Source organism: Pseudomonas sp. Z3-6 (genome assembly GCF_051131985.1).
GTDB classification, from domain to species: domain Bacteria; phylum Pseudomonadota; class Gammaproteobacteria; order Pseudomonadales; family Pseudomonadaceae; genus Aquipseudomonas; species Aquipseudomonas zanjanensis.
This window is the reverse complement of record NZ_CP071644.1, coordinates 6,360,731-6,385,715: the sequence shown is the minus strand read 5'-3', so window position 1 is coordinate 6,385,715 and position 24,985 is coordinate 6,360,731. Positions and strand designations below refer to the sequence as shown.

General features: G+C 62.4%; 19 protein-coding genes and 1 riboswitch. Of the genes, 14 read left to right on the top strand and 5 right to left on the bottom strand.

Going from position 1 to position 24,985, the window contains the following annotated elements; translation table 11 throughout:
- Positions 1–259: 259 nt before the first annotated feature.
- A complete protein-coding gene (locus tag J3P88_RS27600) occupies positions 260–592 on the bottom strand; it encodes a DMT family transporter (RefSeq protein ID WP_046065574.1) in 333 nt (110 codons plus the stop codon).
- Positions 593–695: 103 nt separating this feature from the next.
- Between J3P88_RS27600 and J3P88_RS27595 the strand changes: the two genes are divergently transcribed.
- Positions 696–1,586, top strand: coding sequence for a LysR family transcriptional regulator (locus J3P88_RS27595; RefSeq protein ID WP_434572772.1), 891 nt, complete (start codon positions 696–698; stop codon positions 1,584–1,586).
- Between the two features lie 22 nt (positions 1,587–1,608).
- Complete coding sequence (gene waaA / locus J3P88_RS27590) at positions 1,609–2,883, top strand: lipid IV(A) 3-deoxy-D-manno-octulosonic acid transferase (RefSeq protein ID WP_434572770.1); 1,275 nt, start codon at positions 1,609–1,611, stop codon at positions 2,881–2,883.
- A gap of 188 nt (positions 2,884–3,071) precedes the next feature.
- Here the strand turns inward: waaA and J3P88_RS27585 are convergent, their stop codons facing one another.
- Entirely contained in the window at positions 3,072–4,511 is a 1,440-nt protein-coding gene (locus tag J3P88_RS27585) for a TolC family outer membrane protein (RefSeq protein WP_186708037.1), read from the bottom strand.
- A gap of 156 nt (positions 4,512–4,667) precedes the next feature.
- A riboswitch (TPP riboswitch) is annotated at positions 4,668–4,773 on the top strand.
- 161 nt (positions 4,774–4,934) lie between these two features.
- Here J3P88_RS27585 and thiC point away from each other — a divergent pair.
- The gene (gene thiC, locus J3P88_RS27580; protein WP_186708035.1) at positions 4,935–6,824 is read left to right on the top strand and encodes a phosphomethylpyrimidine synthase ThiC; all 1,890 of its coding nucleotides are present in this window, start codon (positions 4,935–4,937) and stop codon (positions 6,822–6,824) included.
- Between the two features lie 171 nt (positions 6,825–6,995).
- Positions 6,996–8,288, top strand: a complete 1,293-nt coding sequence (gene cytX, locus J3P88_RS27575) for a putative hydroxymethylpyrimidine transporter CytX (protein WP_434572768.1) — start codon at positions 6,996–6,998, stop codon at positions 8,286–8,288.
- Here the strand turns inward: cytX and J3P88_RS27570 are convergent.
- The gene (locus tag J3P88_RS27570) at positions 8,257–9,003 is read right to left on the bottom strand and encodes a DUF3298 domain-containing protein (protein ID WP_186708031.1); all 747 of its coding nucleotides are present in this window, start codon (positions 9,001–9,003) and stop codon (positions 8,257–8,259) included. The two genes, cytX and J3P88_RS27570, sit on opposite strands and share 32 nt — an antisense overlap.
- A 214-nt stretch (positions 9,004–9,217) precedes the next feature.
- Here J3P88_RS27570 and J3P88_RS27565 point away from each other — a divergent pair, with 214 nt between their 5' ends.
- The 9 genes from J3P88_RS27565 (at position 9,218) to J3P88_RS27525 (ending at position 19,870) form a co-directional block, all read left to right on the top strand.
- The gene (locus J3P88_RS27565) at positions 9,218–9,835 is read left to right on the top strand and encodes an NUDIX domain-containing protein (RefSeq protein ID WP_186708029.1); all 618 of its coding nucleotides are present in this window, start codon (positions 9,218–9,220) and stop codon (positions 9,833–9,835) included.
- Complete coding sequence (locus tag J3P88_RS27560) at positions 9,826–10,278, top strand: DUF1249 domain-containing protein (protein ID WP_092205313.1); 453 nt, start codon at positions 9,826–9,828, stop codon at positions 10,276–10,278. The genes J3P88_RS27565 and J3P88_RS27560 overlap by 10 nt, the downstream gene beginning before the upstream one ends.
- A 99-nt stretch (positions 10,279–10,377) precedes the next feature.
- Positions 10,378–11,193 (top strand): 3',5'-cyclic-AMP phosphodiesterase, encoded by an 816-nt coding sequence (cpdA, locus tag J3P88_RS27555; protein WP_186708027.1) that lies wholly within the window; start codon positions 10,378–10,380, stop codon positions 11,191–11,193.
- 1,456 nt (positions 11,194–12,649) lie between these two features.
- Positions 12,650–13,258 (top strand): YqiA/YcfP family alpha/beta fold hydrolase, encoded by a 609-nt coding sequence (locus tag J3P88_RS27550; RefSeq protein WP_198726995.1) that lies wholly within the window; start codon positions 12,650–12,652, stop codon positions 13,256–13,258.
- Positions 13,259–13,299: 41 nt separating this feature from the next.
- The gene (gene parE, locus J3P88_RS27545) at positions 13,300–15,204 is read left to right on the top strand and encodes a DNA topoisomerase IV subunit B (RefSeq protein ID WP_053181455.1); all 1,905 of its coding nucleotides are present in this window, start codon (positions 13,300–13,302) and stop codon (positions 15,202–15,204) included.
- The gene (locus J3P88_RS27540; RefSeq protein ID WP_434572764.1) at positions 15,204–16,190 is read left to right on the top strand and encodes an esterase-like activity of phytase family protein; all 987 of its coding nucleotides are present in this window, start codon (positions 15,204–15,206) and stop codon (positions 16,188–16,190) included. Before parE ends, J3P88_RS27540 begins: the two co-directional genes overlap by 1 nt.
- Entirely contained in the window at positions 16,187–16,708 is a 522-nt protein-coding gene (locus tag J3P88_RS27535; RefSeq protein ID WP_434572762.1) for a retropepsin-like aspartic protease family protein, read from the top strand. The genes J3P88_RS27540 and J3P88_RS27535 overlap by 4 nt, the downstream gene beginning before the upstream one ends.
- A 10-nt stretch (positions 16,709–16,718) precedes the next feature.
- Complete coding sequence (gene parC, locus J3P88_RS27530; protein ID WP_411386333.1) at positions 16,719–18,983, top strand: DNA topoisomerase IV subunit A; 2,265 nt, start codon at positions 16,719–16,721, stop codon at positions 18,981–18,983.
- A 179-nt stretch (positions 18,984–19,162) separates the two neighbouring features.
- A complete protein-coding gene (locus J3P88_RS27525) occupies positions 19,163–19,870 on the top strand; it encodes a PqiC family protein (RefSeq protein ID WP_186708017.1) in 708 nt (235 codons plus the stop codon).
- Positions 19,871–20,126: 256 nt separating this feature from the next.
- On the opposite strand, the gene J3P88_RS27520 is transcribed toward J3P88_RS27525, so the two are convergent.
- Positions 20,127–21,641, bottom strand: a complete 1,515-nt coding sequence (locus J3P88_RS27520) for an AhpA/YtjB family protein (protein ID WP_434572759.1) — start codon at positions 21,639–21,641, stop codon at positions 20,127–20,129.
- Between the two features lie 133 nt (positions 21,642–21,774).
- On the opposite strand from J3P88_RS27520, the gene serB reads away from it, so the two are divergent.
- Positions 21,775–22,989, top strand: coding sequence for a phosphoserine phosphatase SerB (gene serB / locus J3P88_RS27515; RefSeq protein ID WP_053117868.1), 1,215 nt, complete (start codon positions 21,775–21,777; stop codon positions 22,987–22,989).
- Positions 22,990–23,160: 171 nt separating this feature from the next.
- On the opposite strand, the gene J3P88_RS27510 is transcribed toward serB, so the two are convergent.
- Positions 23,161–24,921 (bottom strand): molecular chaperone, encoded by a 1,761-nt coding sequence (locus tag J3P88_RS27510; RefSeq protein ID WP_186708011.1) that lies wholly within the window; start codon positions 24,919–24,921, stop codon positions 23,161–23,163.
- Positions 24,922–24,985: the final 64 nt, after the last annotated feature.

Genomic DNA, 24,985 nt, shown 5'->3' with positions numbered 1-24,985 from the left:
AGCGACCTCAGTGTTCAAGACGAGGGCGCAGTATACAGACTCGCTGCGCAGGGCATTTGTTGGCGATCAACGTCGGCCACATGGGAGCAACGCTTTTGTGGCGAGGGAGCTTGCTTGTGGCGAGGGAGCTTGCTCCCGCTGGGGCGCGTAGCGGTCCCAAGCTTTTTGGGGCTGCTGCGCAGCCCAGCGGGAGCAAGCTCCCTCGCCACAAGTGCGTTCCAGCTCAATATCGGTGTGTTCCAACTCAATGGCAGTGTTTTCAGTGCCCAGCAGTCTTGGAAAAGAGTTGGATCACGACAACCCCAAGAACAATCAACGCCATCCCCAGCATCGCCGGCACGTCCAGTTTTTGCCCGTAGATGAACAGCGCCGCCACGCTGACCATGACAATCCCCAGCCCGGCCCAGACTGCATAAGCCACGCCCACCGGTACGGTGCGCACCACCAGCGTCAGCATCCAAAAAGCGGTAGCGTAGCCGACGATGACCAGCAGCAAGGGCAGGGGTGTGCTCAGGCCCTTGATCGCTTTCATCGAAACGGTGGCGATCACTTCGGCGCAGATGGCAATGGCCAGGTAGTAGTAGGCGTTCATGGGCGATTCCTCTTTGGCGGTTGCGTCTTTCGATGTGGCCATTCTAGAGATCACTCAGATGCGGTAAAGTCATTACCTATCTGTATTGGAGATAGGTTGAGCCATGAACGTGCAGTGGAACCTGGAGCAATTACGGTTGTTTGCCGAAGTTGCCGAGAAACGTTCGTTTTCCGCCGTGGCCCGGGGCCAGCGCAAGGCGCAATCGGCCATCAGCAGTGCGATTGCCTTGTTGGAGGACGATTTGGGGGTGAGCCTGTTCGACCGCAGCAGCGGCCGCCAGCCTAAACTCACCGATGCGGGCGTGGCGCTGCTTGAGGAGGCCAGGGAAGTGCTGCGCCAGTGCGAGCGCCTCAATGGCCGCGCCCTGGCCTTGATGCGCGGGCAGGAAGCGTCGCTGCGCCTGGCCCAGGACGAGGCCATGCCCTATCAGCCGGTCATCGACAGCCTGGCGGCCCTGGCCGAGCAATTCCCCACCCTCGAAGTGCAACTGGCCAGCGCCGCCCAGGGCGACGTGGCGCGCAAACTGGTGGAGCGGCGCGCCGACCTCGGCTTGCTGTTCTATCACGACCAGATCCCCGAGGCGCTGGAGCGCCGGGTGCTGGGCAGCGTCGAGATGGTCACGGTGTGTAGCCGGGGCCATCCTTTGGCGAACCATGCGTATGTGAGCTGCCGGGACATGGCCCGGCACCGCCAGTTGCTGATGGCGACTCAATCGAGTGTCTATCCCGGTAGCGAGCAGGCCAGTCCGCAGGTCTGGCGGGCCGACAGTTTCTATGTGTTGGCCGAATGGCTGAGGAGTGGCCTGGGCTGGGCGTGGCTGCCACGGCATGTGGTGCAATACCCGGCGTACCTGGGCGATATGATCGAGCTCAACAGCGAATGGACCCCGCCGGCCCTGGTGGTGGAACTGGTCTGGCGCCGCGATGAACCCCTGGGCCCGGCCGCTCGTTGGCTGGCGGAACGTTTTGCCGTGCAGTTGCAGGCGATCGGCTGAAAAACCGATAAACTCCGCCGCCATGAACAGAACTCTCTATAGCGCGTTGTTTTATCTGGGGCTGCCACTGGTAGCGATTCGGCTGTGGCTGCGGGCCCGCAAGGCGCCGGCTTATGCCCGGCGCATTGGCGAGCGGTTCTCCTGGGGGCTGCCGGTCATGGCCCCAGGGGGCATCTGGGTGCACGCGGTGTCGGTGGGCGAAAGCATTGCCGCCGCGCCAATGATCCGCGCCTTGCTGCAACGTTATCCACAGCTGCCAATCACCGTCACCTGCATGACGCCCACCGGATCGGAGCGGATCCGGGCGCTGTTCGCCAACGAGCCGCGCATCCAGCATTGCTATCTGCCTTATGACTTGCCGTGTGCGGCCAAGCGTTTTCTCGACCGGGTGCGCCCATCCCTGGCGGTGATCATGGAAACCGAGCTGTGGCCCAATCACATTCACCAATGCGCCCGGCGCGGCATTCCCGTGGCCCTGGCCAACGCGCGGCTGTCGGAGCGTTCGGCGCGGGGTTATGCCCGCTTTCCCAAGCTCACCCGGCCGATGCTCGCCGAGATGAGCCTGTTCGCCGTACAGACCGAAGCCGAGGCCGAGCGCTTTCGCCAATTGGGGGCTCGGGCGGAAACCGTCGAGGTCACCGGCTCGATCAAGTTCGACCTGACCATCGATCCGCAGTTGCTCGAAAGTGCCAGTGCCTTGCGCCGTGAGTGGCACGCGATGGACCGCCCGGTGTGGATCGCCGCCAGCACCCATGAGGGTGAGGACGAAGTGGTGCTGGCCGCCCATCGTCGGCTGCTCGACAGTTATCCCGATGCGTTGCTGATCCTGGTGCCGCGTCACCCCGAACGCTTCGACTCAGTGCATCAACTGTGTGTAAGTGAGGGTCTGGTCACGGTGCGGCGCTCCGGTGGGCAACCGGTTACCGCCCAGGCTTCGGTGTTGCTTGGCGACACCATGGGCGAACTGCTGTTTCTCTATGCGTTGGCCGACAGCGCGTTTGTCGGTGGCAGCCTGGTGCCCAATGGCGGGCACAACCTGCTCGAACCGGCGGCCCTGGCGAAACCGGTGCTCAGTGGGCCGCACCTGTTCAACTTCCTTGAAATCGCCGCGCAACTGCGTGCCGCCGGTGCGCTGGCGGAAGTGGAGGACGCCGAAAGCCTGGCCCTGGCGGTCCAGCGCCTGTTCGAACTGCCCCGGGACGCCCAGCGCATGGCCGAGGCGGGGCTTGCGGTGATGCGTCGCAATCAGGGCGCGTTGCAGCGGTTGCTGGAGGGGTTAGGTAGGTCGATGGGTTGAGCTTTTGTGGCGAGGGAGCTTGCTCCCGCTCGGCTGCGAAGCAGCCGTAAAGTGGGCACTACGGTTCTGCCTGGCAGAACGCAGTGACCGGTTTTGGGCCTGCTTCGCAGGCCGGCGGGAGCAAGCTCCGTCGCCACAGGTAGGCCGCCCCGCCCCAGGAAGTCCTCGTTGCCAGTGAGGTCGGTAGGTTATTGCGCTGGCCGCGAGCGCAACTGCTGTGCCGCCGCCTGTGCCAAGTCCGGCGGCAGGAAGTCCTTGTCCGGGTTGTAGTCGGGCTTGAGGTAGCGGGACAGGGCTTGCAGGTCCTCTGGACTCAATGTCCCGGCGGCCTGCTTGAGGCGCAGGTTGTCGAGGATGTAGTCATATCGGGCGTTGTTGTAGTCGCGCACCGAGGTGTACAGCTGGCGCTGGGCGTCCAGTACATCGACGATATTCCGAGTGCCCACCTGGTAGCCGATTTCCGTGGCGTCCACCGCGCTCTGGTTGGAGATGATCGATTGGCGCCGGGCCTGGACCTGTTCCACATCAGTGTTCACCGCGCGATGCAGGTTGCGGGTGTTTTCCACCACCTGGCGGCGCAGGGCTTCGCGTTGCTGCTCGGTCTGGGTGAGTTGCGAATAGGACTCGCGAACCTGGGAGCTGGTCAGCCCGCCGCTGTAGATCGGAATACTCAATTGCAGACCGATGGTGCGTTGCTCCGCGTCGCCGCCGTAGCGCTGGCCGGTGGGGCTCGGGTTGGTAAAGCCGAGGCCGTCGTTGTCACCTTTGCGGTACTGGGCGATTGCATCGAGGGTTGGCGCGTGGCCGGCCTTGCGCTGGCGCAAGGTGTCTTCGGCGGCGTCGACGGCGTAATTGCTGGCCAGCAGGTTGAGGTTCTGCTTGGCGGCAGTGTCTACCCAGGCCTTGGCGTCGTTGGGCGCCGGCGGCAGGATCGGCAGGGTGTGGACGACGCCCTGGATCGAGTTGTACTGGCGGTTGGTCAGGGTGATCAGCGCTTCGAAGGCATCTTCGACCTGGCGTTGCGCGATGATCCGGTTGGCCCGCGCGGTGTCGTAGCTGGCCTGGGATTGCAGCACGTCGGTCTTGTCCGACAGGCCCACGTCGAAACGTTCGTTGGACTGGTCGAGCTGGCGCTTGAACGCGGCTTCCTCGGCCTTGGTCGAGGCCAGGTTGTCCTGGCTGCGCAGCACATTGAAATAGGCTTCGGCGCTTTGCAGGATCAGGTTCTGCTCGGTGGCAGACAACTGCAGCGATGCCTGCTCATTGACCGATTTGGCCGCTTGCAGTTGGAACCAGCGGTCGGCGCGGAAAATCGGCTGGGACAGCGTGGCCTGGTAGACCGTGGAGCTGCGGGTGGCGGTCATCGCCGGTTGGTCGAGCTCGGTACGGGTGTTGTTCAGGTCGGCACCGGCCGAAAGGTTGGGCAGCAGCCCGGCGCGGGCCTGGGGCACCACTTCCTTCTGGGCGCCATACTGGGCGCGGGCGGCGGCCAGGTCGGCGTTGTTGTCCACCGCTTCCTGGTACACGCTGACCAGGTCGGTCAGGGTGGATAAAGGCGCTTCGGCGGCCCAGGCCATTCCATTGGACGCACAAGACACGGCGAGGGCCAGTGAGAGTTTGCGCAACATGAGGCGATCCCTACGTTCAAATTGAATGCGCATAACAGGCGCGCGGCGTAGCGAGTGTAGTTGCGCCTGGGCACGGCAACAATCCTGTATATGCGCCATTCATCACGCCTTTTGCCCGGGCGATGGCGTTCTGTCGTGGTTGTGTCTAGACTGGCCGGGTTCTTGTCGGGGTGCCTTGCTATGAGGCTGAGATCGAATAATTTCGGATCCCGTTGAACCTGATCAGGTTAGCGCCTGCGTAGGGAACAAGATTTCTCGTCACCCGGCGAGTCCTCTTGTGCTTCGTCCGGGATGTCGTTCGACCCTTGAACGCACTCGAGCAGCAAGCACAGCGTCCGCACTTCCGTGCAGGGACGCGTCCATTCGTTACAGGTTCGCTCCGACAAAAATCCACTGCCTGGATGTGTGTCTGGAGAGCCCGTGATGACGACAAAATCAAAAAACGCGACCAACCTCAGTGAATCGGCCCAAGTCGATCAGCAATCGGTTCAGCCCTTTACCCGCTCGCAAAAAATCTACGTCCAGGGCAGCCGCCCGGATATCCGCGTGCCCATGCGCGAAATCAGCCTCGACGTGACCCCCACTGACTTCGGCGGTGAAATCAACGCGCCGGTGGTGGTCTACGACACCTCGGGGCCGTACACCGACCCGAACGTGATCATCGACGTGCGCAAAGGCCTGGCCGACGTGCGCTCGCCATGGATCGAAGCCCGTGGCGACACTGAGCGCCTGGCGGGCCTGAGTTCCAACTTCGGCCAGGAGCGCTTGGCCGACCCCGAGCTGACCAAGCTGCGCTTCGCCCACGTGAACAATCCGCGTCGCGCCAAGCCGGGTGCCAACGTCAGCCAGATGCACTACGCGCGCAAAGGCATCATCACCGCCGAGATGGAATACGTCGCCATCCGCGAAAACATGAAGCTGGAAGTGGCCCGCGCCGCTGGCCTGCTTGACCAGCAACACGCCGGCCACAGCTTCGGCGCCAGCGTGCCGAAGGTCATCACCGCGGAATTCGTGCGTGACGAAATCGCCCGGGGCCGCGCGATCATCCCGGCCAACATCAACCACACCGAACTGGAACCGATGATCATCGGCCGTAACTTCCTGGTGAAGATCAACGGCAACATCGGCAACAGTGCGCTGGGTTCGTCCATCGAAGAAGAAGTGGCGAAGCTGACCTGGGGTATCCGTTGGGGTTCGGACACGGTCATGGACCTGTCCACCGGCAAGCACATCCATGAAACCCGCGAGTGGATCATCCGTAACTCGCCCGTGCCGATCGGCACCGTGCCGATCTACCAGGCCCTGGAAAAAGTCGGCGGCGTGGCCGAAGACCTCACCTGGGAATTGTTCCGCGACACGCTGATCGAGCAGGCCGAACAGGGCGTCGACTACTTCACCATCCACGCCGGCGTGTTGCTGCGTTATGTGCCGATGACCGCCAAGCGCGTCACCGGTATCGTCAGCCGTGGTGGTTCGATCATGGCCAAGTGGTGCCTGGCGCACCACAAGGAAAACTTCCTCTACACCCATTTCGAAGACATCTGCGAAATCATGAAGGCCTACGACGTCAGCTTCTCGCTGGGCGATGGCCTGCGTCCGGGTTCGATCGCCGACGCCAACGACGAAGCGCAGTTCGGCGAGCTGGAAACCCTCGGTGAGCTGACCAAGATCGCCTGGAAGCACGACGTGCAATGCATGATCGAAGGCCCTGGCCATGTGCCGATGCAGTTGATCAAAGAGAACATGGACAAGCAGCTCGAGTGCTGCGACGAGGCGCCGTTCTACACCCTCGGCCCGCTGACCACCGACATAGCGCCGGGCTACGACCACATCACCTCCGGCATCGGTGCGGCGATGATCGGCTGGTTCGGTTGCGCCATGCTTTGCTACGTCACGCCGAAGGAACACCTCGGCTTGCCGAACAAGGATGACGTCAAGACCGGGATCATCACCTACAAGATCGCCGCCCACGCAGCCGACCTTGCCAAGGGCCACCCGGGCGCGCAGATCCGCGACAACGCCCTGAGCAAGGCGCGATTCGAGTTCCGTTGGGAAGACCAGTTCAACCTCGGCCTCGACCCGGACACCGCCCGCTCGTACCACGACGAAACCCTGCCGAAGGACTCGGCCAAGGTGGCGCATTTCTGCTCGATGTGCGGGCCGAAATTCTGCTCGATGAAAATCACCCAGGAAGTGCGCGAGTACGCGGCGAACCAGCGTATTGAAGCGGTGGATGTCGATGTCGCGCAGGGCTTGGCGGAGCAGGCTGAGCGGTTCAAGAAGGAAGGAAGTCAGCTTTACAAGAAAGTGTGATTTGAGCTGAAGGCGGTGGTGACCTTGCTGCCGCCTTCGCGAGCAAGCCCGCTCCCACAATGGATCGCTGGTGGACACGGATTTTGTGATCACAACAGGTCCATTGTGGGAGCGGGCTTGCTCGCGAAAGCGATCATCAGAACAACAAATATCCCCCTGAGATAACCACCCTTGAACATCCAACCCAGCACCTACTCCCCCGACACCGCCGTGCCCCTGGACAAACGCGTCTTCGGCGCCCGCGATCTGTTTTCCCTGTGGTTTTCCCTCGGCATCGGCCTGATGGTCTTGCAGGTCGGTGCCTTGCTCTCGCCGGGCCTGGGCCTGAGCGGTTCGTTGCTGGCGATTTTCCTTGGCACGCTGGTGGGCGTCCTGCTGCTGGCGGCGGTCGGGGTGATCGGCAGCGACACTGGCCTGTCGGCCATGGCCGCGCTGAAGCTCAGCCTCGGCAGCAAGGGCGCGAGCGTGCCGGCGGTATTGAACCTGCTGCAGCTGATCGGCTGGGGCTCGTTCGAAATCATCGTCATGCGCGACGCCGCCAGCCTGCTGGGTGCCCGGGCTTTCAGCGAAGGCAGCCTGGGTTCGAACCCACTGCTGTGGACGCTGTTCTTCGGCGCCCTGGCCACTTTGCTCGCCGTGAGCGGGCCGCTGACCTTTGTGCGCAAGGTTCTGCGCAAGTGGGGCATCTGGTTGCTGCTGGCGGCTTGCATCTGGTTGACCTGGAACCTGTTCGCCAAGGCTGACCTGGCCACGCTGTGGGCCCAGGCGGGCGATGGTTCGATGCCGTTGGCGGTGGGGTTCGATATCGCCATCGCGATGCCGCTGTCGTGGTTGCCGCTGATCGCCGACTACTCGCGTTTCGGCAAGCGCGCCAAAAACGTCTTCGGCGGTACGGCGGTGGGCTTCTTCATCGGTAATTTCTGGCTGATGAGCCTGGGCGTGGCCTACACCCTGGCGTTCGCGCCGAGCGGTGAAGTCAACGCGTTGCTGCTGGCCCTGGCGGGTGCTGGATTGGGTATTCCGCTGTTGCTGATTCTGCTGGACGAGTCGGAAAATGCCTTCGCCGACATCCACTCGGCGGCGGTATCGACAGGCATGTTGTCGGGGTTGAAGGTCGAGCACCTGGCCTTGGCGATTGGTGTCATCTGCACCTTGATCGCCTGCTTTGCACCGTTGGCGCAGTACCAGAACTTCCTGTTGCTGATCGGCTCGGTGTTCGCGCCGCTGTTCGGCGTGGTGTTGGTGGACCACTTCATCCTGCGCAAACGCAGCAGCCAAGTGGTGTCAGCCGCGTTGCGCTGGCCGGCCCTGTTGGCCTGGTTGGGTGGGGTGAGCACCTATCACCTGCTGGCCAATTTCTATCCGGACGTCGGCGCAACCCTGCCATCGTTGATCCTGGCAGGGTTGCTGCAACTGTTGCTGGGCCGGGCCTTCAGCTACGGCCGGGAAACAGCTCGGGCTTGAGGATGCCATTGAGGCGTGGATAGGCGATCTTCAGTTCGATGTGGCCCAGGGCGTATGGCGCGATGGTGCTCACTTCGTACTTGAGGATCACCCCGCCGTAGGTCAGCGCGATGTGTGGGGTTTTCTGGAAGGACCACTGTTTCAGGAACTCGGGTTCCTGATCCAGCTTGGTGCTGATCAGCCAGCTGTTGTGAGCCACTTGCGCGGCTTTCCAGAAGGCTTCTTCCTGGCCCGGCAGCAGCATGTCCGACAGCGTCAGCACCTTGTGCTGCTGGCGCGAATAGTTGATGAAACCGCGCCCCGGCGTGCCGTGGGCACCGCCGGTGTCCAGGTAGCTGGACAGTTCGATGATCACCAGGCCGTCATGTTGCTCACGTACCTTGGCCTGCAAATAGCTGCTGTTGCCTGGCGCGGCGTTGCGCAGGAACTGCTCGCGATAGGCCGCCAGCGTCGGCGCCACCGGGGCGTCCGCGGTGGTGCGGGTCATTTGCAGCAGGCGTTTTTCGATGATGCCATCCAGGGCGGGTTCGGCCGGAAAGTGCAGGGTATCGATGTTCACCAACGGGCAGTCGGCACTGGCGCAACCTTGTTGCAGTTGTTCCGAAGCGTCGCGAGTGGTCTCCAGCGGCGCGCGATAGTTGGGTTGGAACAGGCTTTGGCAAGCGCCCAGGGTCAGGGCAATGGCGGCCACGGAGGCAGTTTTGAAAAGCGACATGGGCGTCCTTCATGAAACACGGAAAGGCAAAAAGTTACCCGCTTCGACTGTCGGCAAGGCAATCAGTTCGCCACTAAGCTCATTAGAGTGATTTTAAGCGCAGCCGTCCATCCCGATCACTGGCAGGGGGCTGCCCCAAAGGGTTCGAGCGCGTTAGGATGGCGCGAAGCCGAGGTTGGAACCTCGTATTGATCGACTGCACACGAGGATTGTCATGACCGATTTCGCCAACGCCACACCGAACGCCGTGGACATCGTCAAGCGGGAGACCTGCTTCAAGGGTTTCTATAAGCTCGACCGCCTCGTCTTGCGCCACGAGTTGTTTGCCGGTGGCATGAGCCGTGAGATCAACCGTGAATTGTTCGTGCGTCATGATGCGGTGTGTGTGCTGCCCTACGACCCGCAGCGCGATGAAGTGGTGTTGATCGAGCAGTTTCGCGTGGGGGCCATTGGCAAGACCACCAACCCCTGGCTGGTAGAGCTGGTGGCCGGGCTGATCGACAAGGATGAGCAACCGGAAGAGGTTGCTCATCGCGAAGCGCAGGAGGAAGCTGGGCTTGTCTTCGCTGCGCTCTGGCCGATGACCCAATACTTTCCATCGCCGGGCGGCAGCAATGAATTCGTACATTTGTACCTGGGGCGTTGCGACAGCACGGGGGCAGGCGGCCTGCATGGCCTTCTGGAGGAAGCCGAGGACATTCGGGTGAAGGCCTGGGCCTACGAAGATGCCTTGCAAGCCGTGCGCGACGGACGTATCTGCAACGCGGCCAGCATCATTGCCTTGCAATGGCTGGCCTTGAATCGCGATGAAGTGAGGGGGCTATGGTCCTGAACAAGCTGCGCGACCGCTATCGCGTCGATCTGGTGGGATTGCAGGCCGCCTGCGAGGCCAACTACGCCCGCCTGATGCGCTTGTTGCCAGACATGCGCAACGATCCGCTGCCACGCCGCATCGCCGTGACCCACGGCGACCAGATGCTTGGCGTGTTGGCCCTGGAAGTGCTGCAGGCCTGTCCCTACACCACCACCTTGCAAGTGCGCCAGGAGCACAGCCTGCCCTGGCTGCCGGTGCCGCAACTGGAAGTGCAGGTCTATCACGACGCGCGCATGGCCGAAGTCGTCAGCGCCGAACATGCACGACGCTTTCGTGGCATCTATCCTTATCCCAATGCGTCAATGCACCAGCCCGATGAAAAAGCCCAGTTGAACCTGTTCCTGGGCGAATGGCTGAGTCATTGCCTGGCGCTGGGCCACGAGTTCGAAGTCGTTCGGTAGTTGTGAACCGGTTCCGGTTCGCGGGTTTCCCCTTTCGATCGTCCCCCAGCATAATTGCCGCTTCATGCAACGGCGTGATTGCGCCTGGGAGAAAGCGATTTGCCGAGCGTATCCAGCTTGACCACGGCCGATGCGGCGTTGTTGGTCCAACTGTCCGACAGCCATTTGTTCGCCGAGGCCGATGCCTCGTTGCTGGGCATGAATACCCGTGACAGTTTGCGGGCAGTCATTGATTTGGTGCTCAAGCAGCAGCCGAACATTGACCTGATGCTCGCTACCGGGGATTTGTCCCAGGACGGCACGCTGCAATCCTATGAGGCGTTTCGGCAACTGACTGCACGAATCGACGCGCCGGCGCGGTGGATTCCCGGCAACCATGATGAGCCGCAGGTGATGCTTGAGGCGGCGGTCAAGAGTGCGTTGCTCGATCCGGTGGTGGACATTGGCAATTGGCGGGTGACGATGCTCGATTCGGCCGTGCCGGGTTCGGTGCCGGGGTTTTTGGCTGAGGAGCAGTTGATTCTGTTGGCCAATGCCTTGAGCGAGGCGCCGGAGCGGCATCATCTGGTGTGTCTGCATCATCACCCTGTTTCGATTGGGTGTGTGTGGATGGAGCCGATCGGGTTGCGTAATCCGGAGGCGCTGTTTGCGGTGTTGGATCGGTTTCCCCAAGTGCGGGCGGTGTTGTGGGGCCATGTGCATCAGGAGATAGACCGGGTGCGCGAGGGGGTTCGTTTGTTGGCTTCGCCTTCGACTTGTATTCAGTTTGAGCCGGGGAGTGAGGATTTTGCGGTGGGCTCGCAGGCACCGGGGTATCGGTGGTTGCGGCTTTTGCCGGATGGGCGGTTGGAGACGGGGGTTGAGCGGGTGGTTGGGTTTGCGTTTACCCCGGACTATGGCTCCAACGGGTACTGAGTTCGATCCTGTTTATTGTGGGAGCGAGCCTGCTCGCGAAGGCTTGATTGAGTACATATCCATTTCTGCGATAACGGCTGCTTAGGGTTCCCACCACTCGGTGCCTCGCTAGGGCTCGGCATGCCCGAACGAAGGCATTGCGCCGTGGGCCCGCCGCGAAGGGCCATCCATGGCCCAGCGCGGCTATCCCGGCATCCATGCCGGGATGCCCACTGCGCAATGCCTGCGTTCGGCCATCGTGGTTAACGGGGCCCCAAGATCAAAAGCCAAGCCGAGGCGGCCTTATAGCCGACCTGGCTCTCCTAGTCGTACACCCGTCAGAACTGTGGGAGATCTGTGGGAGCAAAGCTTGCTCGCGAGGCGGCCTGACAGCCGACCTGATTCTCCGGTCATACCCGATCCGATTGTGCAGGCTTGCTCGCGAAGACGGCGGAACATCCAATACTGATGCAAGCTGGCCCACCGCTTTCGCGAGCAAGCCCGCTCCCACAGGGATCGGCGGTGGTCGCAAATCCATAGGTCACCACTGACCCAATGTGGGAGCGAGCCTGCTCGCGAAGGCGGCACATCCAATACTGATGCAAGCAGCCCCACCGCCATCGCGAGCAAGCTCGGCTCCCACAGGGATCGGCGGTGGACACTGATCTTATAAACGACCCAAAATCTGTGTGGGAGCGGGCTTGCTCGCGAAGACGGCGGCACATCCAACGCTGATGCAAGCTGGTTCACCGCCATCGCGAGCAGGCTCGCTCCCACATTTTTTCGGAGTTGTTCTCAGGTATCGCATTCACTATAAATCCTCTGTGGGAGCGGGCTTGCTCGCGAAAATGGTGTGCTATCAAGATTGATGTTGGCTGACCCGACGCATTCGCGAGCAAGCCCGCTCCCACAGGGGAAACGCGGTCTCACCAAGAACCAGGTCGGCTCTAAGGCCGCCTCGTGGTGGACGTTGATCTCGGCGCCCCGTTAACCACGCTGGCCGAACGCAGGCATTGTGGAGTGGGCAACCCGGCATGGATGCCGGGTTAGCCGCGCTGGGCCATGGATGGCCCTTCGCGGCGGCCCACGGAGCAATGCCGGAGTGAGGGCATGCCGAGCCCTAGCGAGGCACCGAGTGGTGGGGCAGGAGCGTTTTGCTTACTTTTGCGCTTTTCAAAAGTGAGCCGCCGTCAGGGCGGAACCCTAAGTGGCCGTTACCGCAGAAATGGATATATACCCGGTCAACAAAATCCTGCCCGGCTGTCAGGCCGCCATCGCGAGCAGGCTCGCTCCCACAGTTTGATCGAAGTACAACCGGGAGAAACAGGTTGGCTACAAGGCCGCCTCGCGAGCAAGCTTTGCTCCCACAGGCGCTGTGATCGACGGTTCATAGAGGGCGACAACACGGTCAAATCCCCCCAACCCCCGCAATCTCCCTGTAAACTCCGGCCTTTGCCCAGCACCCAGGGAGTCGGCAATGTCGGGTTCGATCCTTTATATCCATGGCTTCAACAGCGCCCCAGCATCGACCAAAGCCTGCCAACTGGTCGAAGTGATGGCACGCCTTGGCCTCAGCGACCAGCTACAGGTGCCGGCCCTGCATCACCACCCCCGCCAGGCCATCGGTCAGCTGGAACAGGCGATTACAGAACTGGGGCGGCCGCTGCTGGTCGGCAGCTCGCTCGGCGGCTACTATGCGACTCACTTGGCCGAGCGCCACGGGCTCAAGGCCCTGTTGGTCAATCCTGCCGTGAGCCCGCATCGGATGTTCGACGGGTACCTGGGTACGCAGAAGAATTTATACACCGACGAAACCTGGGAATTGACCCACGACCACGTGACGGCCCTGGCCGAGCTGGAAGTGCCGGCGCCCCGGGATCCGCAGCGGTTTCAGGTATGGTTGCAAACCGGTGACGAAACGCTGGATTATCGCCACGCCCAGCAGTATTACCGCGCCTGTGCCTTGCGCATCCAGGCCGGCGGCGACCACAGTTTCCAAGGGTTTGCCCAGCAGTTACCGGCATTGTTGAGTTTTGCCGGCATTGGCGCCGATTTGTACCAGGCGATCGACTTCACGTCGCTGTGAGCCATCGCCCCTTTTTCATTGAACACTGACGACGAGACCCCATGGCCACTCCCAGCGCTAGCTCTTATAACGCAGACGCCATCGAAGTCCTCTCGGGCCTCGACCCGGTGCGCAAGCGCCCCGGCATGTACACCGACACCAGTCGGCCGAACCACCTCGCCCAGGAAGTCATCGACAACAGTGTCGACGAAGCCTTGGCCGGGCATGCGAAGTCGGTGCAGGTCATCCTGCACGCCGATCACTCGCTGGAAGTCAGCGATGACGGCCGCGGCATGCCGGTGGACATTCACCCTGAAGAAGGTGTGTCGGGCGTCGAGCTGATCCTCACCAAGCTCCACGCCGGCGGCAAGTTTTCCAACAAGAACTACCAGTTCTCCGGCGGTCTGCACGGGGTGGGTATTTCCGTGGTCAACGCCTTGTCGACCCAGGTGCGGGTGCGGGTCAAGCGTGACGGCAATGAATACCAGATGACGTTCGCCGACGGCTACAAGGCCACCGAGCTGGAAGTGGTCGGCACTGTCGGCAAGCGCAACACCGGGACCAGCGTGTATTTCGCCCCGGATCCGAAGTATTTCGATTCGCCGAAGTTTTCCGTCAGCCGCCTCAAGCACGTGCTCAAGGCCAAGGCCGTATTGTGCCCGGGGCTGCTGGTCAGTTTCGAGGACAAGGCCACCGGCGAAAAAGTCGAATGGCATTACGAAGACGGCCTGCGCTCTTATCTGGTAGATGCGGTCAGCGGTTTCGAACGCCTGCCCGACGAGCCGTTCTGTGGCAGCCTGGCCGGTAACAAGGAAGCCGTGGACTGGGCGCTGTTGTGGCTGCCCGAAGGCGGCGAAAGCGTCCAGGAAAGCTACGTCAACCTGATCCCCACGGCTCAGGGCGGTACCCACGTCAACGGCTTGCGCCAGGGACTGCTCGACGCCATGCGTGAGTTCTGCGAGTTCCGCAACCTGCTGCCTCGCGGCGTGAAGCTGGCGCCGGAAGACGTCTGGGAGCGCATCGCCTTCGTCTTGTCGATGAAGATGCAGGAACCGCAATTCTCCGGCCAGACCAAGGAACGCCTGTCGTCTCGCGAAGCGGCGGCGTTTGTTTCCGGCGTGGTCAAGGACGCGTTCAGCCTGTGGCTCAACGCCAACCCGGAAACCGGCCTGGCCCTGGCGGAGCTGGCGATCAACAACGCCGGTCGTCGTCTGAAAGCGAGCAAGAAAGTCGAGCGCAAGCGCATCACCCAAGGGCCGGCCTTGCCGGGCAAGCTTGCCGATTGCGCCGGGCAGGACCCGATGCGTTCCGAGCTGTTCCTGGTGGAAGGTGACTCCGCCGGCGGCTCGGCCAAGCAGGCGCGGGATAAAGAGTTCCAGGCAATCCTCCCGCTGCGGGGCAAGATCCTCAATACCTGGGAAGTGGACGGCAGTGAAGTGCTGGCCAGCCAGGAAGTGCATAACATCGCCGTGGCCATTGGCGTCGATCCGGGCGCCGAGGACATGAGCCAGCTGCGCTACGGCAAGATCTGCATCCTCGCCGACGCCGACTCCGACGGCCTGCACATTGCCACGCTGCTTTGTGCCTTGTTCGTCCAGCATTTCCGCCCACTGGTGGACGCCGGCCACGTCTACGTGGCGATGCCGCCGCTGTACCGCATCGACCTGGGCAAGGAAATCTACTACGCCCTGGACGAAGCCGAGCGCGACGGCATCCTTGACCGCCTGGTGGCCGAGAAGAAACGGGGCAAGCCGCAGGTCACCCGATTCAAGGGCCTGGGTGAGATGAACCCGCCGCAGTTGCGCGAAACCACCATGGATCCAAATACCCGCCGCCTGGTGCAGTTGACCTTGGATGATTTTGAAGCGACTTCGGAAATGATGGACATGTTGCTGGCCAAGAAACGCGCCGGCGACCGCAAGTCCTGGCTTGAATCCAAAGGGGACCTGGCCGAGGTGCTGGCCTGATGCGCAACGGTTTCGCCCTGGCGTTGTGGCTGTGGGCGGGGATGGTGGTCGCAGGGCCGGCGCCGGAATTGAAGCTGCTGTCCGAGCATGCCGTCGACGGCATGCGCGGTGGCAACCTGTCCGGGCTGGCGCTGTGCGGCGGCGAGATGTGGACCGTGTCCGATCGCGATGATGACCGGATCTATCGCCTCATGCCCTCCGAGGCGCTGGTCTGGCAGGCCGAGGCGGTTGGAATCGAGGTGCCGGAGGTACCGGACAGCGGTTTGCCCTGGGGCTTGAGATCGCGAACCTGGGCGGCGTCGTTCCTGCGCGGTGGCGAGCTGGATTTCGAAGGCATCAGCTGTGACAGCGCCGGCAATCGTTATGTGGTCAGCGAGTCTCATGCCGCCGTGCTGTACATACCGCCGACGGGGGCCGCATCCTGGCTGAAAATTGCCCCGACGATGATCCGGCAGGCGCGGGGCAGTGGCATGTTGCTGCACTTCAACGCCTTGTTCGAAGGCCTTGCGGTCAGCCCGGCCGGCGACCAGTTGTGGTTGGCGGCCGAGCGTGAGCGTCGCGGCCTGCTGTTGATCAAGCGCCAGCAAACGGTGTGGGACTGCGACGGCAATTGTGTCTTGCTCAGCGAAGCGGGCCAGGAAATGCAGCCGGCGCAGTTCCCCAAGGCCAAGGCGGTTTCCCGGGATTTCGCCGACCTGTCATTGTTCAATGGCAAGCTGTTTACCCTGGAGCGCAATGCCTACCAGATCTGCCGGCGTGACCCGCAGACCGCCCAGGTGGAACGTTGCTGGTCGTTCGCCGCCGAGGCGTTGCAGGATAGCCGTCGTTATCCCCAGCCTTATGGGCTGGCCGAAGCGCTGGTGGTGGACGCCGACGGAGCCTGGATCGGCCAGGACAACAACGACGGTAAGCGGGCCGATGGAGAACAGCGGCCGATTGTCTGGCGCTTCGCCGCGCCTGACGGTGGCTGGAGCGCCTCGCCGTGAGCCAGCAACCACCGGGCAAGCGCGCCGGCCGGGTACTGATGATCCTGGCCTGGTGCGCGGCGCTGTTTCTGGCAACACGGTTTTTTGCCCAGTGGGAGCAGCGGGAACTGAACCCCAATGCCCAGGTGCATTCGCAAAAAGGCGAAGGATTTATCGAGGTGAAGCTGGTCGGCAACCGGCAGGGGCATTTCGTCGCCAGCGGCCAGATCAACGGCCAGCCGGTGGACTTCATGCTCGACACCGGTGCCACCGACGTGGCGATTCCGTTGGAATTGGCCGAACGCCTCAAGCTGGAAAAAGGTTTCGGCGTGACCTTGAGCACCGCCAATGGTGTGAGCGAGGGCTACCGCACGCGCATCGACCGGCTGCAATTGGGTGACATCGTGCTGCGCGATGTCCGTGCCCTGGTGGCGCCGGGCCTGGGCGGCACGCAAGTGCTGCTGGGCATGAGCGCCCTGAACAAACTTGAATTTACCCAGCGCGACGGCACCATGCTGCTGCGCCAGACAACGAACTGATGAGGCCCGCATGAGCGACATTCTTGCAGACAGCTTAGACGGCGTAGAACGCCGATCGCTGGCTGACTTCACCGAAAATGCCTACCTCAATTACTCCATGTACGTGATCATGGACCGCGCCTTGCCGCACATCGGCGACGGCTTGAAGCCGGTCCAGCGGCGGATCATCTACGCCATGAGTGAACTGGGGCTGGATGCGGATTCCAAGCACAAGAAATCGGCGCGTACCGTCGGTGACGTGCTCGGTAAGTTCCACCCCCACGGCGACTCGGCCTGCTACGAAGCCATGGTGCTGATGGCCCAGCCGTTCAGCTACCGCTACACCTTGGTGGACGGCCAGGGTAACTGGGGTGCGCCGGACGATCCCAAGTCCTTCGCGGCCATGCGTTACACCGAGGCGCGGCTGTCGCGTTATTCCGAGGTGCTGCTCAGCGAGCTGGGCCAGGGCACCGCGGACTGGGGGCCGAACTTCGACGGCACCCTCGACGAACCCCTGGTGTTGCCAGCACGTTTGCCGAATATCCTCCTCAATGGCACCACCGGCATCGCCGTGGGCATGGCCACCGACGTGCCGCCCCACAACCTGCGGGAAGTGGCCACGGCGTGCGTGCGTCTGCTGGACGAACCGAAAGCCACGGTGGAGCAGCTCTGCGAGCATATCCAGGGCCCGGACTATCCGACCGAAGCCGAAATCATCACCCCGCGCGCAGACCTGCTGAAAATCTACGAGACCGGTCGTGGTTCGGTGCGCATGCGCGCCGTGTACCACATCGAAGATGGCGACATCATTGTCACGGCGCTGCCGCATCAGGTGTCCGGGGCCAAGGTCTTGGAACAGATTGCCGCGATGATGCAGGCAAAACCGTCGAAAGCGCCGCAAGTGGCTGACTTGCGCGACGAATCCGACCACGAAAACCCGTGCCGCATCGTGATCATCCCGGTCAACAGCCGGGTCGACCACGACGCGCTGATGCAGCACCTGTTCGCCAGCACCGACTTGGAGTCCAGCTACCGGGTCAACATCAACATCATCGGCCTGGATGGCAAGCCGCAGTTGAAGAACTTGCGGGCCTTGCTGGTGGAGTGGCTGGAGTTCCGGGTCAAGACCGTGCGCCGGCGCCTGCAATTTCGCCTGGACAAGGTCGAGCGCCGCCTGCACCTGTTGGACGGCTTGCTGATCGCCTACCTCAACCTGGATGAAGTGATCCACATCATCCGTACCGAGGAGCACCCCAAGGCCAGCCTGATCGAGCGTTTCGCCCTGAGCGAAATCCAGGCCGACTACATCCTCGATACCCGCCTGCGGCAGTTGGCGCGGTTGGAAGAGATGAAGCTGCGGGCCGAGCAGGATGAGTTGCTCAAGGAGCAGGCCAAGCTGCAAGCCTTGCTGGGCAGCGAAGCCAAGCTCAAGAAGCTGGTGCGCACCGAGCTGCTCAAGGACGCCGAAACTTACGGCGACGACCGTCGCTCGCCGATCGTCGAGCGTGCTGAAGCCAAGGCGCTGAGCGAACACGATCTGTTGCCGAACGAGAAAGTGACTGTCGTGCTGTCGGAAAAAGGCTGGGTGCGTTCGGCCAAGGGTCATGATATTGACGCGACGGGGCTTTCCTATAAGGCCGGGGACGGCTTCAAGGCCTTGGCGGCCGGGCGCTCCAACCAGTTTGCGGTGTTCGTCGACTCCACCGGACGCAGTTATTCGGTGCCGGCCCATACCCTGCCATCGGCTCGCGGCCAGGGCGAACCGCTGACCGGTCGTTTAACACCGCCACCGGGTGCAACTTTTGAATGCGTGCTGATGCCTGATGATGATGGGCTCTACGTAATCGCATCGGACGCGGGTTACGGTTTCGTGGTCAAGGGCGAGGACCTGCAAGCCAAGAACAAGGCGGGCAAGGCGCTGTTGAGCCTGCCGAACAACGCCAAGGTGATTGCGCCGCGCCCGGTTGCCGATCGGGAGAGCAACTGGCTGGCGTCGGTCACCACCGAAGGTCGGTTGCTGGTGTTCAAGATCAGTGACCTGCCACAGCTGGGTAAAGGCAAGGGCAACAAGATTATTGGTATTTCCGGCGAACGGGTCGCCAGTCGTGAGGAATTTGTCACGGATATTGCAGTATTACCGGAGGGTGCGACGCTTGTGCTGCAGGCAGGCAAGCGCACGCTTTCGTTGAAAGCAGACGATCTTGAGCATTACAAGGGTGAACGTGGTCGTCGGGGCAATAAGCTTCCGAGAGGGTTTCAGCGGGTCGATGCGCTGCTCGTCGAAAACCTCAGTTAGGCGTACTAGAGGGCCCGGTCTGCGATTAAATGCCGCAGATCGTTGCTTTCGCGCTGGAGTCGGCGCGCATATTCACGGATGATAGGCCCTTTCAAGCGCCGGCGTGGCCGAGCGTTCTTCATAATGACCGAGTATTTTTTCACTGTGGCAAGCCTTGTGGCTGCCACCTGGACGGAACGATGACTGCTCTGCGCCTCCCTATTTTGTGGCTCGCCGGCCTGCTTGGCCTGGCGGGCTGCAGCATGAACCAGCCGGTGTCGCTGTACCAACTGGACAGCGGAACCCCGTCCCAGCCTGCGCAAAGCACAGGCATGGCCGTATTGCTCGGCCCGGTTCTGATCGCTGACTACCTGCAGCGTGAAACCTTGTTGCAACGTCAACCGGACGGCAGCCTGCAAGCCGCCACTGACGGCCGTTGGGCCGGCAGCCTGTCCTCTGACATCGATCAATTGCTGCTGCGCCAGGTCGCCGGGCATTTGGACAGCCAGCGCGTGGTGCTGGCCCCAGCAACCCAGGGCTTCACTCCGGATGTACAAGTGCTGCTGTCGATTACCCGCCTGGACTCGGGCAAGGATCAGCCGGCAGTGCTCGATGCCCAATGGCGGTTGATCGACCGTCGTGGCAAGGTGCGTGAAAACCGCATCGTACATCTGCAAGAGGTCCATGCCGGCACCACCGCGGCGCAGGTCCAGGCCCAGGGCGTGCTTCTGCAACGCCTGGCCGAACAGCTGTCCGTGTCGCTCAAGCCGTTGGCCAACCAGCCGCCTGTCGCTGAAGCAGTGCCCCGTAAGTCCGCGCCTGCCCCGGCCAAACCGGTGGAAAAGGAAAAGGACAAGATCCCCATGGCCTTGCCAATTCGTACGGACATGGAAGTGTTCAGGTTCTGATGCCTGGACCGGATATACGACAAAGCCCGCAGTGATGCGGGCTTTGTTGTTTCTGCCATTCGGAATCTCTGGTGTCTGTGCTGGCCCTTTCGCGAGCAAGCCCGCTCCCACACTGGATTTTCAGTGGGACGTAGATCTTGTGGTCCATGGAGATTCACTGTGGGAGCGGGCTTGCTCGCGAAGAGGTCAGTGACGCCAACAAAAAAGCCCGCAGACAATCACTTATCTGCGGGCTTGTTATTTCAGGTACCGGGATTCAGACCTGGCGCTCATGCATCCGCGCCAGTTGCCGCTCCAGCATCGACGGGTAAGGCTCCATCAAGCGCTCCACGCAGCACGCGCCTTCGGGGCTGGCGATGGGGCGGATGCGGGCGCGTTGGCGGATCAGGGCGTCGTCATTGATCTTGCGCTCCACCAGCAGCAGGTTGCGGCTGTGTTGCGACAGTGCTAGGGCGTCCTGGGCGGTTTCGGTCAGCAGCAGCTCGATCTGGCTCAGGCCGAACAAGCCATCACCCAAGGTCAGGCCCAATTGCAATTGCAGGGTAATGCCGCTGTCGGCGACTTCGATCTGCAACTGGTGACCCAAGGCGCGCAACAACTCACCGCAGCAAATGGCGTTGGTCAGGTAATCGTCGCCGCTGTCTTCGGTGTGGAACAGCATCAGCGTGCTGCCGTCGTTCAGGGTATGCAATTCGCCCTGATAGAGCGATGCGGCCTGGTCGAGGCAGTCGCGGTAGCGCTCGAGCAACTCCTTCAGGCGCGCCTGGGGCAGGCGGCGCAGTTGATCCTGGGCGCCCAACTGCACGGCCAATACGGCGCTGTGCTGGGGCAGGTCCGAGGCAACAGGCCTGGCGACCGGTCGAGGTGCTCCCTCGACGGATTCGTCACGCAGGTCGGCGAAGGCGTCATCGTCTTCCTCGTCCTCTGCCGTGCGTACCACATGGCGTGGTGCCGGTTTGGAGGCGGGCATCGGCTGGCTTTCGTCGAAGCCCGGATCGCGCAGGTTACGCACTTCGAAACCCGGCTCGGCCTCGTCGTCCACGTAGTCAATGTCTTCAGGTTCCGGCACCGGCTCAGGTTCCGGCGCGAAGCTGGCGTGCAGTTGCCGGGCCAGGTCGCCGATTTCGTCCTGGCGCTGGGTGGCGGGCGTGTGTTCGTCGATGTCCCGCAGCCAGACGCGCAATTGCAACAGCGGCGTGGAGATGTGCCGCCCCAGGCGCAGGCTCAAGGCCAATGCCAGTGCCAGCAGGATCGCGCTGAGGATGCCCATGCTTTGCAGGCTGATGGTCATCGGTTGCTGGAACTGGTCCATGTCCAGGCTGATGCGCAGTTGCCCGGCGCTCACGTCCTGGAAGGTGATCTTGCTCTGGTACATGCCGCCGGACTCGCCCAGCAGGCCAGGCTTGGGCCGCTGCCCGGCCTCGGCGAGGATGCGGTTGTCCACGCTGTAGATGGCGGCGTGGGCCACCAGCTTGTTCTTGGTCAGGTTGTTGAGCAGCACGTTGAGGCTGAGGATGTCGTTGGACACCAGCAGCTCGGTGGCGGACGTGGCGGTCTGGGTGGTCAGGCTTTCTCCCAGGGCATCGGCCTGCTCGTGCATCGCCTGCTTGAATTGCAAACCCATCACGCAGGCATAGATGACCAGGGCCAGGGCGACCAGGATTACGTTATGGCTGGCAATACGCAATGCAATCGGCACACGACGGTGACGCAGTGCGCGGAAGATCAGCAGGAAGAAGTTGTCGGTTTTGACTGGCGTGGGCCGGTTCACTGAGCTCGGCTCTTTGTCCGTGAAATTGACGCGCAGTATAGCGACAGCCCCATGACCGGCAAAGCACTGGCGGTGCCCGATGGTCACTGAATGTGGGTAGAATGCGGTTTTTTTCCACCTGCGGGGGTGCGCCTTGCGCGAAATCGTCCTGATAAACATCACTGGCAGCGACCGTCCGGGTCTGACTGCGGCCATTACCGGCGTTCTGGCCCAGGGTGGTGTGAACATTCTCGACATCGGTCAGGCGGTGATCCATGACACGCTGTCGTTCGGCATCCTGGTGGAAATCCCGGACGCCGAACAAAGCAAGTCCGTGCTCAAGGACATCCTGTTCACCGCCTACAAGCTCGACCAGCAGGTGCGCTTCACCCCGGTGTCCGAGGACGATTACCAGCAGTGGGTGGCCGGCCAGGGCAAGAAGCGCCACATCGTGACCCTGTTGACCCGCAAGGTGACCGCCGAGCAATTGCAGCGCGTCAGCTCGATCACCGCCCAATATGGCCTGAACATCGACCACATCGACCGCTTGTCCGGGCGCATGCCCCTGGACACGCCGGCCGACAAGGGCAAGGGCTGCATCGAGTTTTCGGTGCGCGGCGAGCCCGCCGACCCCCAGGCGTTGCGTGCCGAGTTCCTCAGCGTTGCCCAGGAGCTGAACGTCGACATCGCCTTCCAGGAAGACTCGCTGTTCCGCCGTAACCGCCGCCTGGCAGTGTTCGACATGGACTCGACGCTGATCGAAGCTGAAGTCATCGACGAACTGGCCAAGGCGGCCGGCGTCGGCGACAAGGTCTCGGCCATCACTGAGCGAGCCATGGCCGGCGAGCTGGATTTTCGCGCCAGCTTCAAGGAGCGCCTGGCCCTGCTACAAGGCCTGGACGTCAGCGTGCTCGACTCCATCGGCGCCTCCCTGCGCCTGACCGAAGGCGCCGAGACCCTGTTCGCCGAACTCAAGCGCCTGGGCTACAAGACCGCCATCCTGTCCGGTGGCTTCACTTACTTCGCCAAGCAATTGCAGGCCAAGCTCGGCATCGACTACGTGTTTGCCAACGAATTGGAAGTGGTGGACGGCAAGGTGACCGGCGTGGCCGTCGAGCCGATCGTCGATGCCCAGCGCAAGGCGGACCTGCTGCGCGAACTGGCGGAAAAAGAAGGCCTGCGCCTGGAGCAGACCATCGCCGTGGGCGACGGCGCCAACGACTTGCCGATGCTGGCGATCGCGGGCCTGGGCGTGGCGTTCCGTGCCAAGCCGCTGGTCAAGCAGTCGGCCCGGCAAGCGATTTCCACCCTGGGGCTGGATGGGGTGTTGTACCTGCTGGGTTTCCGGGATCGGGACGGGCAGCTCTGAATCACACGCCGGTTTGGAGCGCATGCTTTTGTGGCGAGGGAGCTTGCTCCCGCTGGGGCGCGAAGCGGCCCCGAAACCTGACACGCCCGGGGATGTCAGTCTGACCGTATTGGGCCTGCTGCGCAGGCCAGCGGGAGCAAGCTCCCTCGCCACGAAGCGTTCGTGCGCTGTCTACAGCGACTTCCACAACGAATCGAAATTCCCTTCCTGATCGCCGCCGTCCCCGGTTTCGGCCGAGTCTTCCGGGTGGTAGGAAAACTGATTGAAACTGTGCGTGCTGGTCACTCGTCGGTCCAGGCCGGCGCGGCGTTCCTGGCCATTGGTGTTGATCAATACCCGCTGGCCCTCCTGAAACGGCAGGCGTGGGGCGATCATGGTCGGGGGCAGGTCAATCGCACTGATCTCGGGAAGCAGCAGCCCGCGCAGATAATGGCCGTGATCATTTTCGTCCCGCACCAGCTGCAGTCCGCACGGCTGGGCATGGGGGGCGACCAGTTCGATACCCATTTGCATGGCGCCGTTGCGCACCTGGCGGATCCAGCGCACCACGGCGACACTCCAGGCTTGGTCGCTGGCGTCGCGGATGCCGATCATTTCCCCGGCTTGCAGTTGTTCCGGCACTTCCTTGGGCCAGCCTAGGCAGTAGCCGCCAGGGCTGTGGTTGATGATCGGCAGGTCGTAGGTGGGGAAGTGATGCTGGTTGTCGGAGTGACTGCCGTCGTCATCGCTCGGGTTGACCGGGTATTCGATTTCTTCGTAGGGCAGCAGGTCGTTGTCGCCTGTCGGGGCGGCGTCGAAAGCCTGGCTCCAGGTGTCGTTGGTCTTGCTTGGCGTGGCTTCGAAGCGGGCTTTGCGAGCAGTCGGGCTTTTCAGTATTTCGTTGAACGAGCGCTCACCGCCGAGGTAGTAGTGCAGCGCACTCATGCCTACGCACAGCGTCAGCGTGCCATTGCCCTCGGTGCGCTGGAAGCTGCGCTCAGCCGCTTCGCCCCAGGCGGCTTGCAGGTGGTGCAAGGTGTCGGCACTCATGCCGCCAGGGACTGGCAAGGTGTTAGCGGCAGGCTGTTCCAAATGTGTGGCAATTGCCCGCACCAGTGGCTGTGGATCGAAGCCCTGCAAGGTCGGCTGTTGTTCGGCGCGGAACTTGGAGCGATAGCGTGGCCCGACATCCAGCTCCGGAGCGACCGCGAACAGGCTGGTAGCGCTGGTGGCAGGGTCCAGCTTGACCCACTGGCTCCAGGATTCGAGCGTTTCGGTCAGTCGCCCGATCTGGCTCTGGCGCAGCTGATTGCTGCGTGATGCGCCCAGCAACAGCGCGACGACATAGGTTTGCTCGGCATTCAGTTGATGAACCTGGCTGGCCAGTTCGTCACTCACGCTCAGGTGCTGTAGCCGGTGCTGGCAGGCGATCCGGTACAACTGATGCAGATCGAGCCAAAGTCCCTCGGGCACAGGGCTGTAAAGTTGGCTGGCACGCAGCAGCGGGCCGTTGAGGGCATGCAGCGCCCGTTGCAACGCGGTGCTCAGCAGGCGGGCGCGGTCCTTGGTGTATTTGGACGCGATACGCGCCACGATCTGTTTGTAGCCCATCGCCAGTTGGGTTTGCAGGGCCTGGCACAGGTTGACGATCTTGCGCGAGCGATCGTCCAGCACGATGGCCTGTTGCAGGAAGTGCCGCTCCAGGTGCTTGCAGACGTAGTACACCTCGGGCCGCAGCAGTTCGAGCAGTTGCAGGCGATTGTCGCTGGGGGTGAGCAGTTGGTTGAGTTCGCCAAGGGCCTGGTACAGCAGGCGGGCAGTCTCGCCGATGTTGGCCTTGGGCAGGTTGGCGATCCAGCGCTTGAGGTCCTTTGGCGTAGCATCGCAGAACGACAGGCGTGATTGTGTCGGGGTCAGGACGCGCAATAGCTGGAGAGGGCTGGTCTCATTCATGCCGTGGACGGGCTCCGGCGGGAAACGAAAAGGATGTATCCAACTCTAGCAGGTGTAGCCGAAA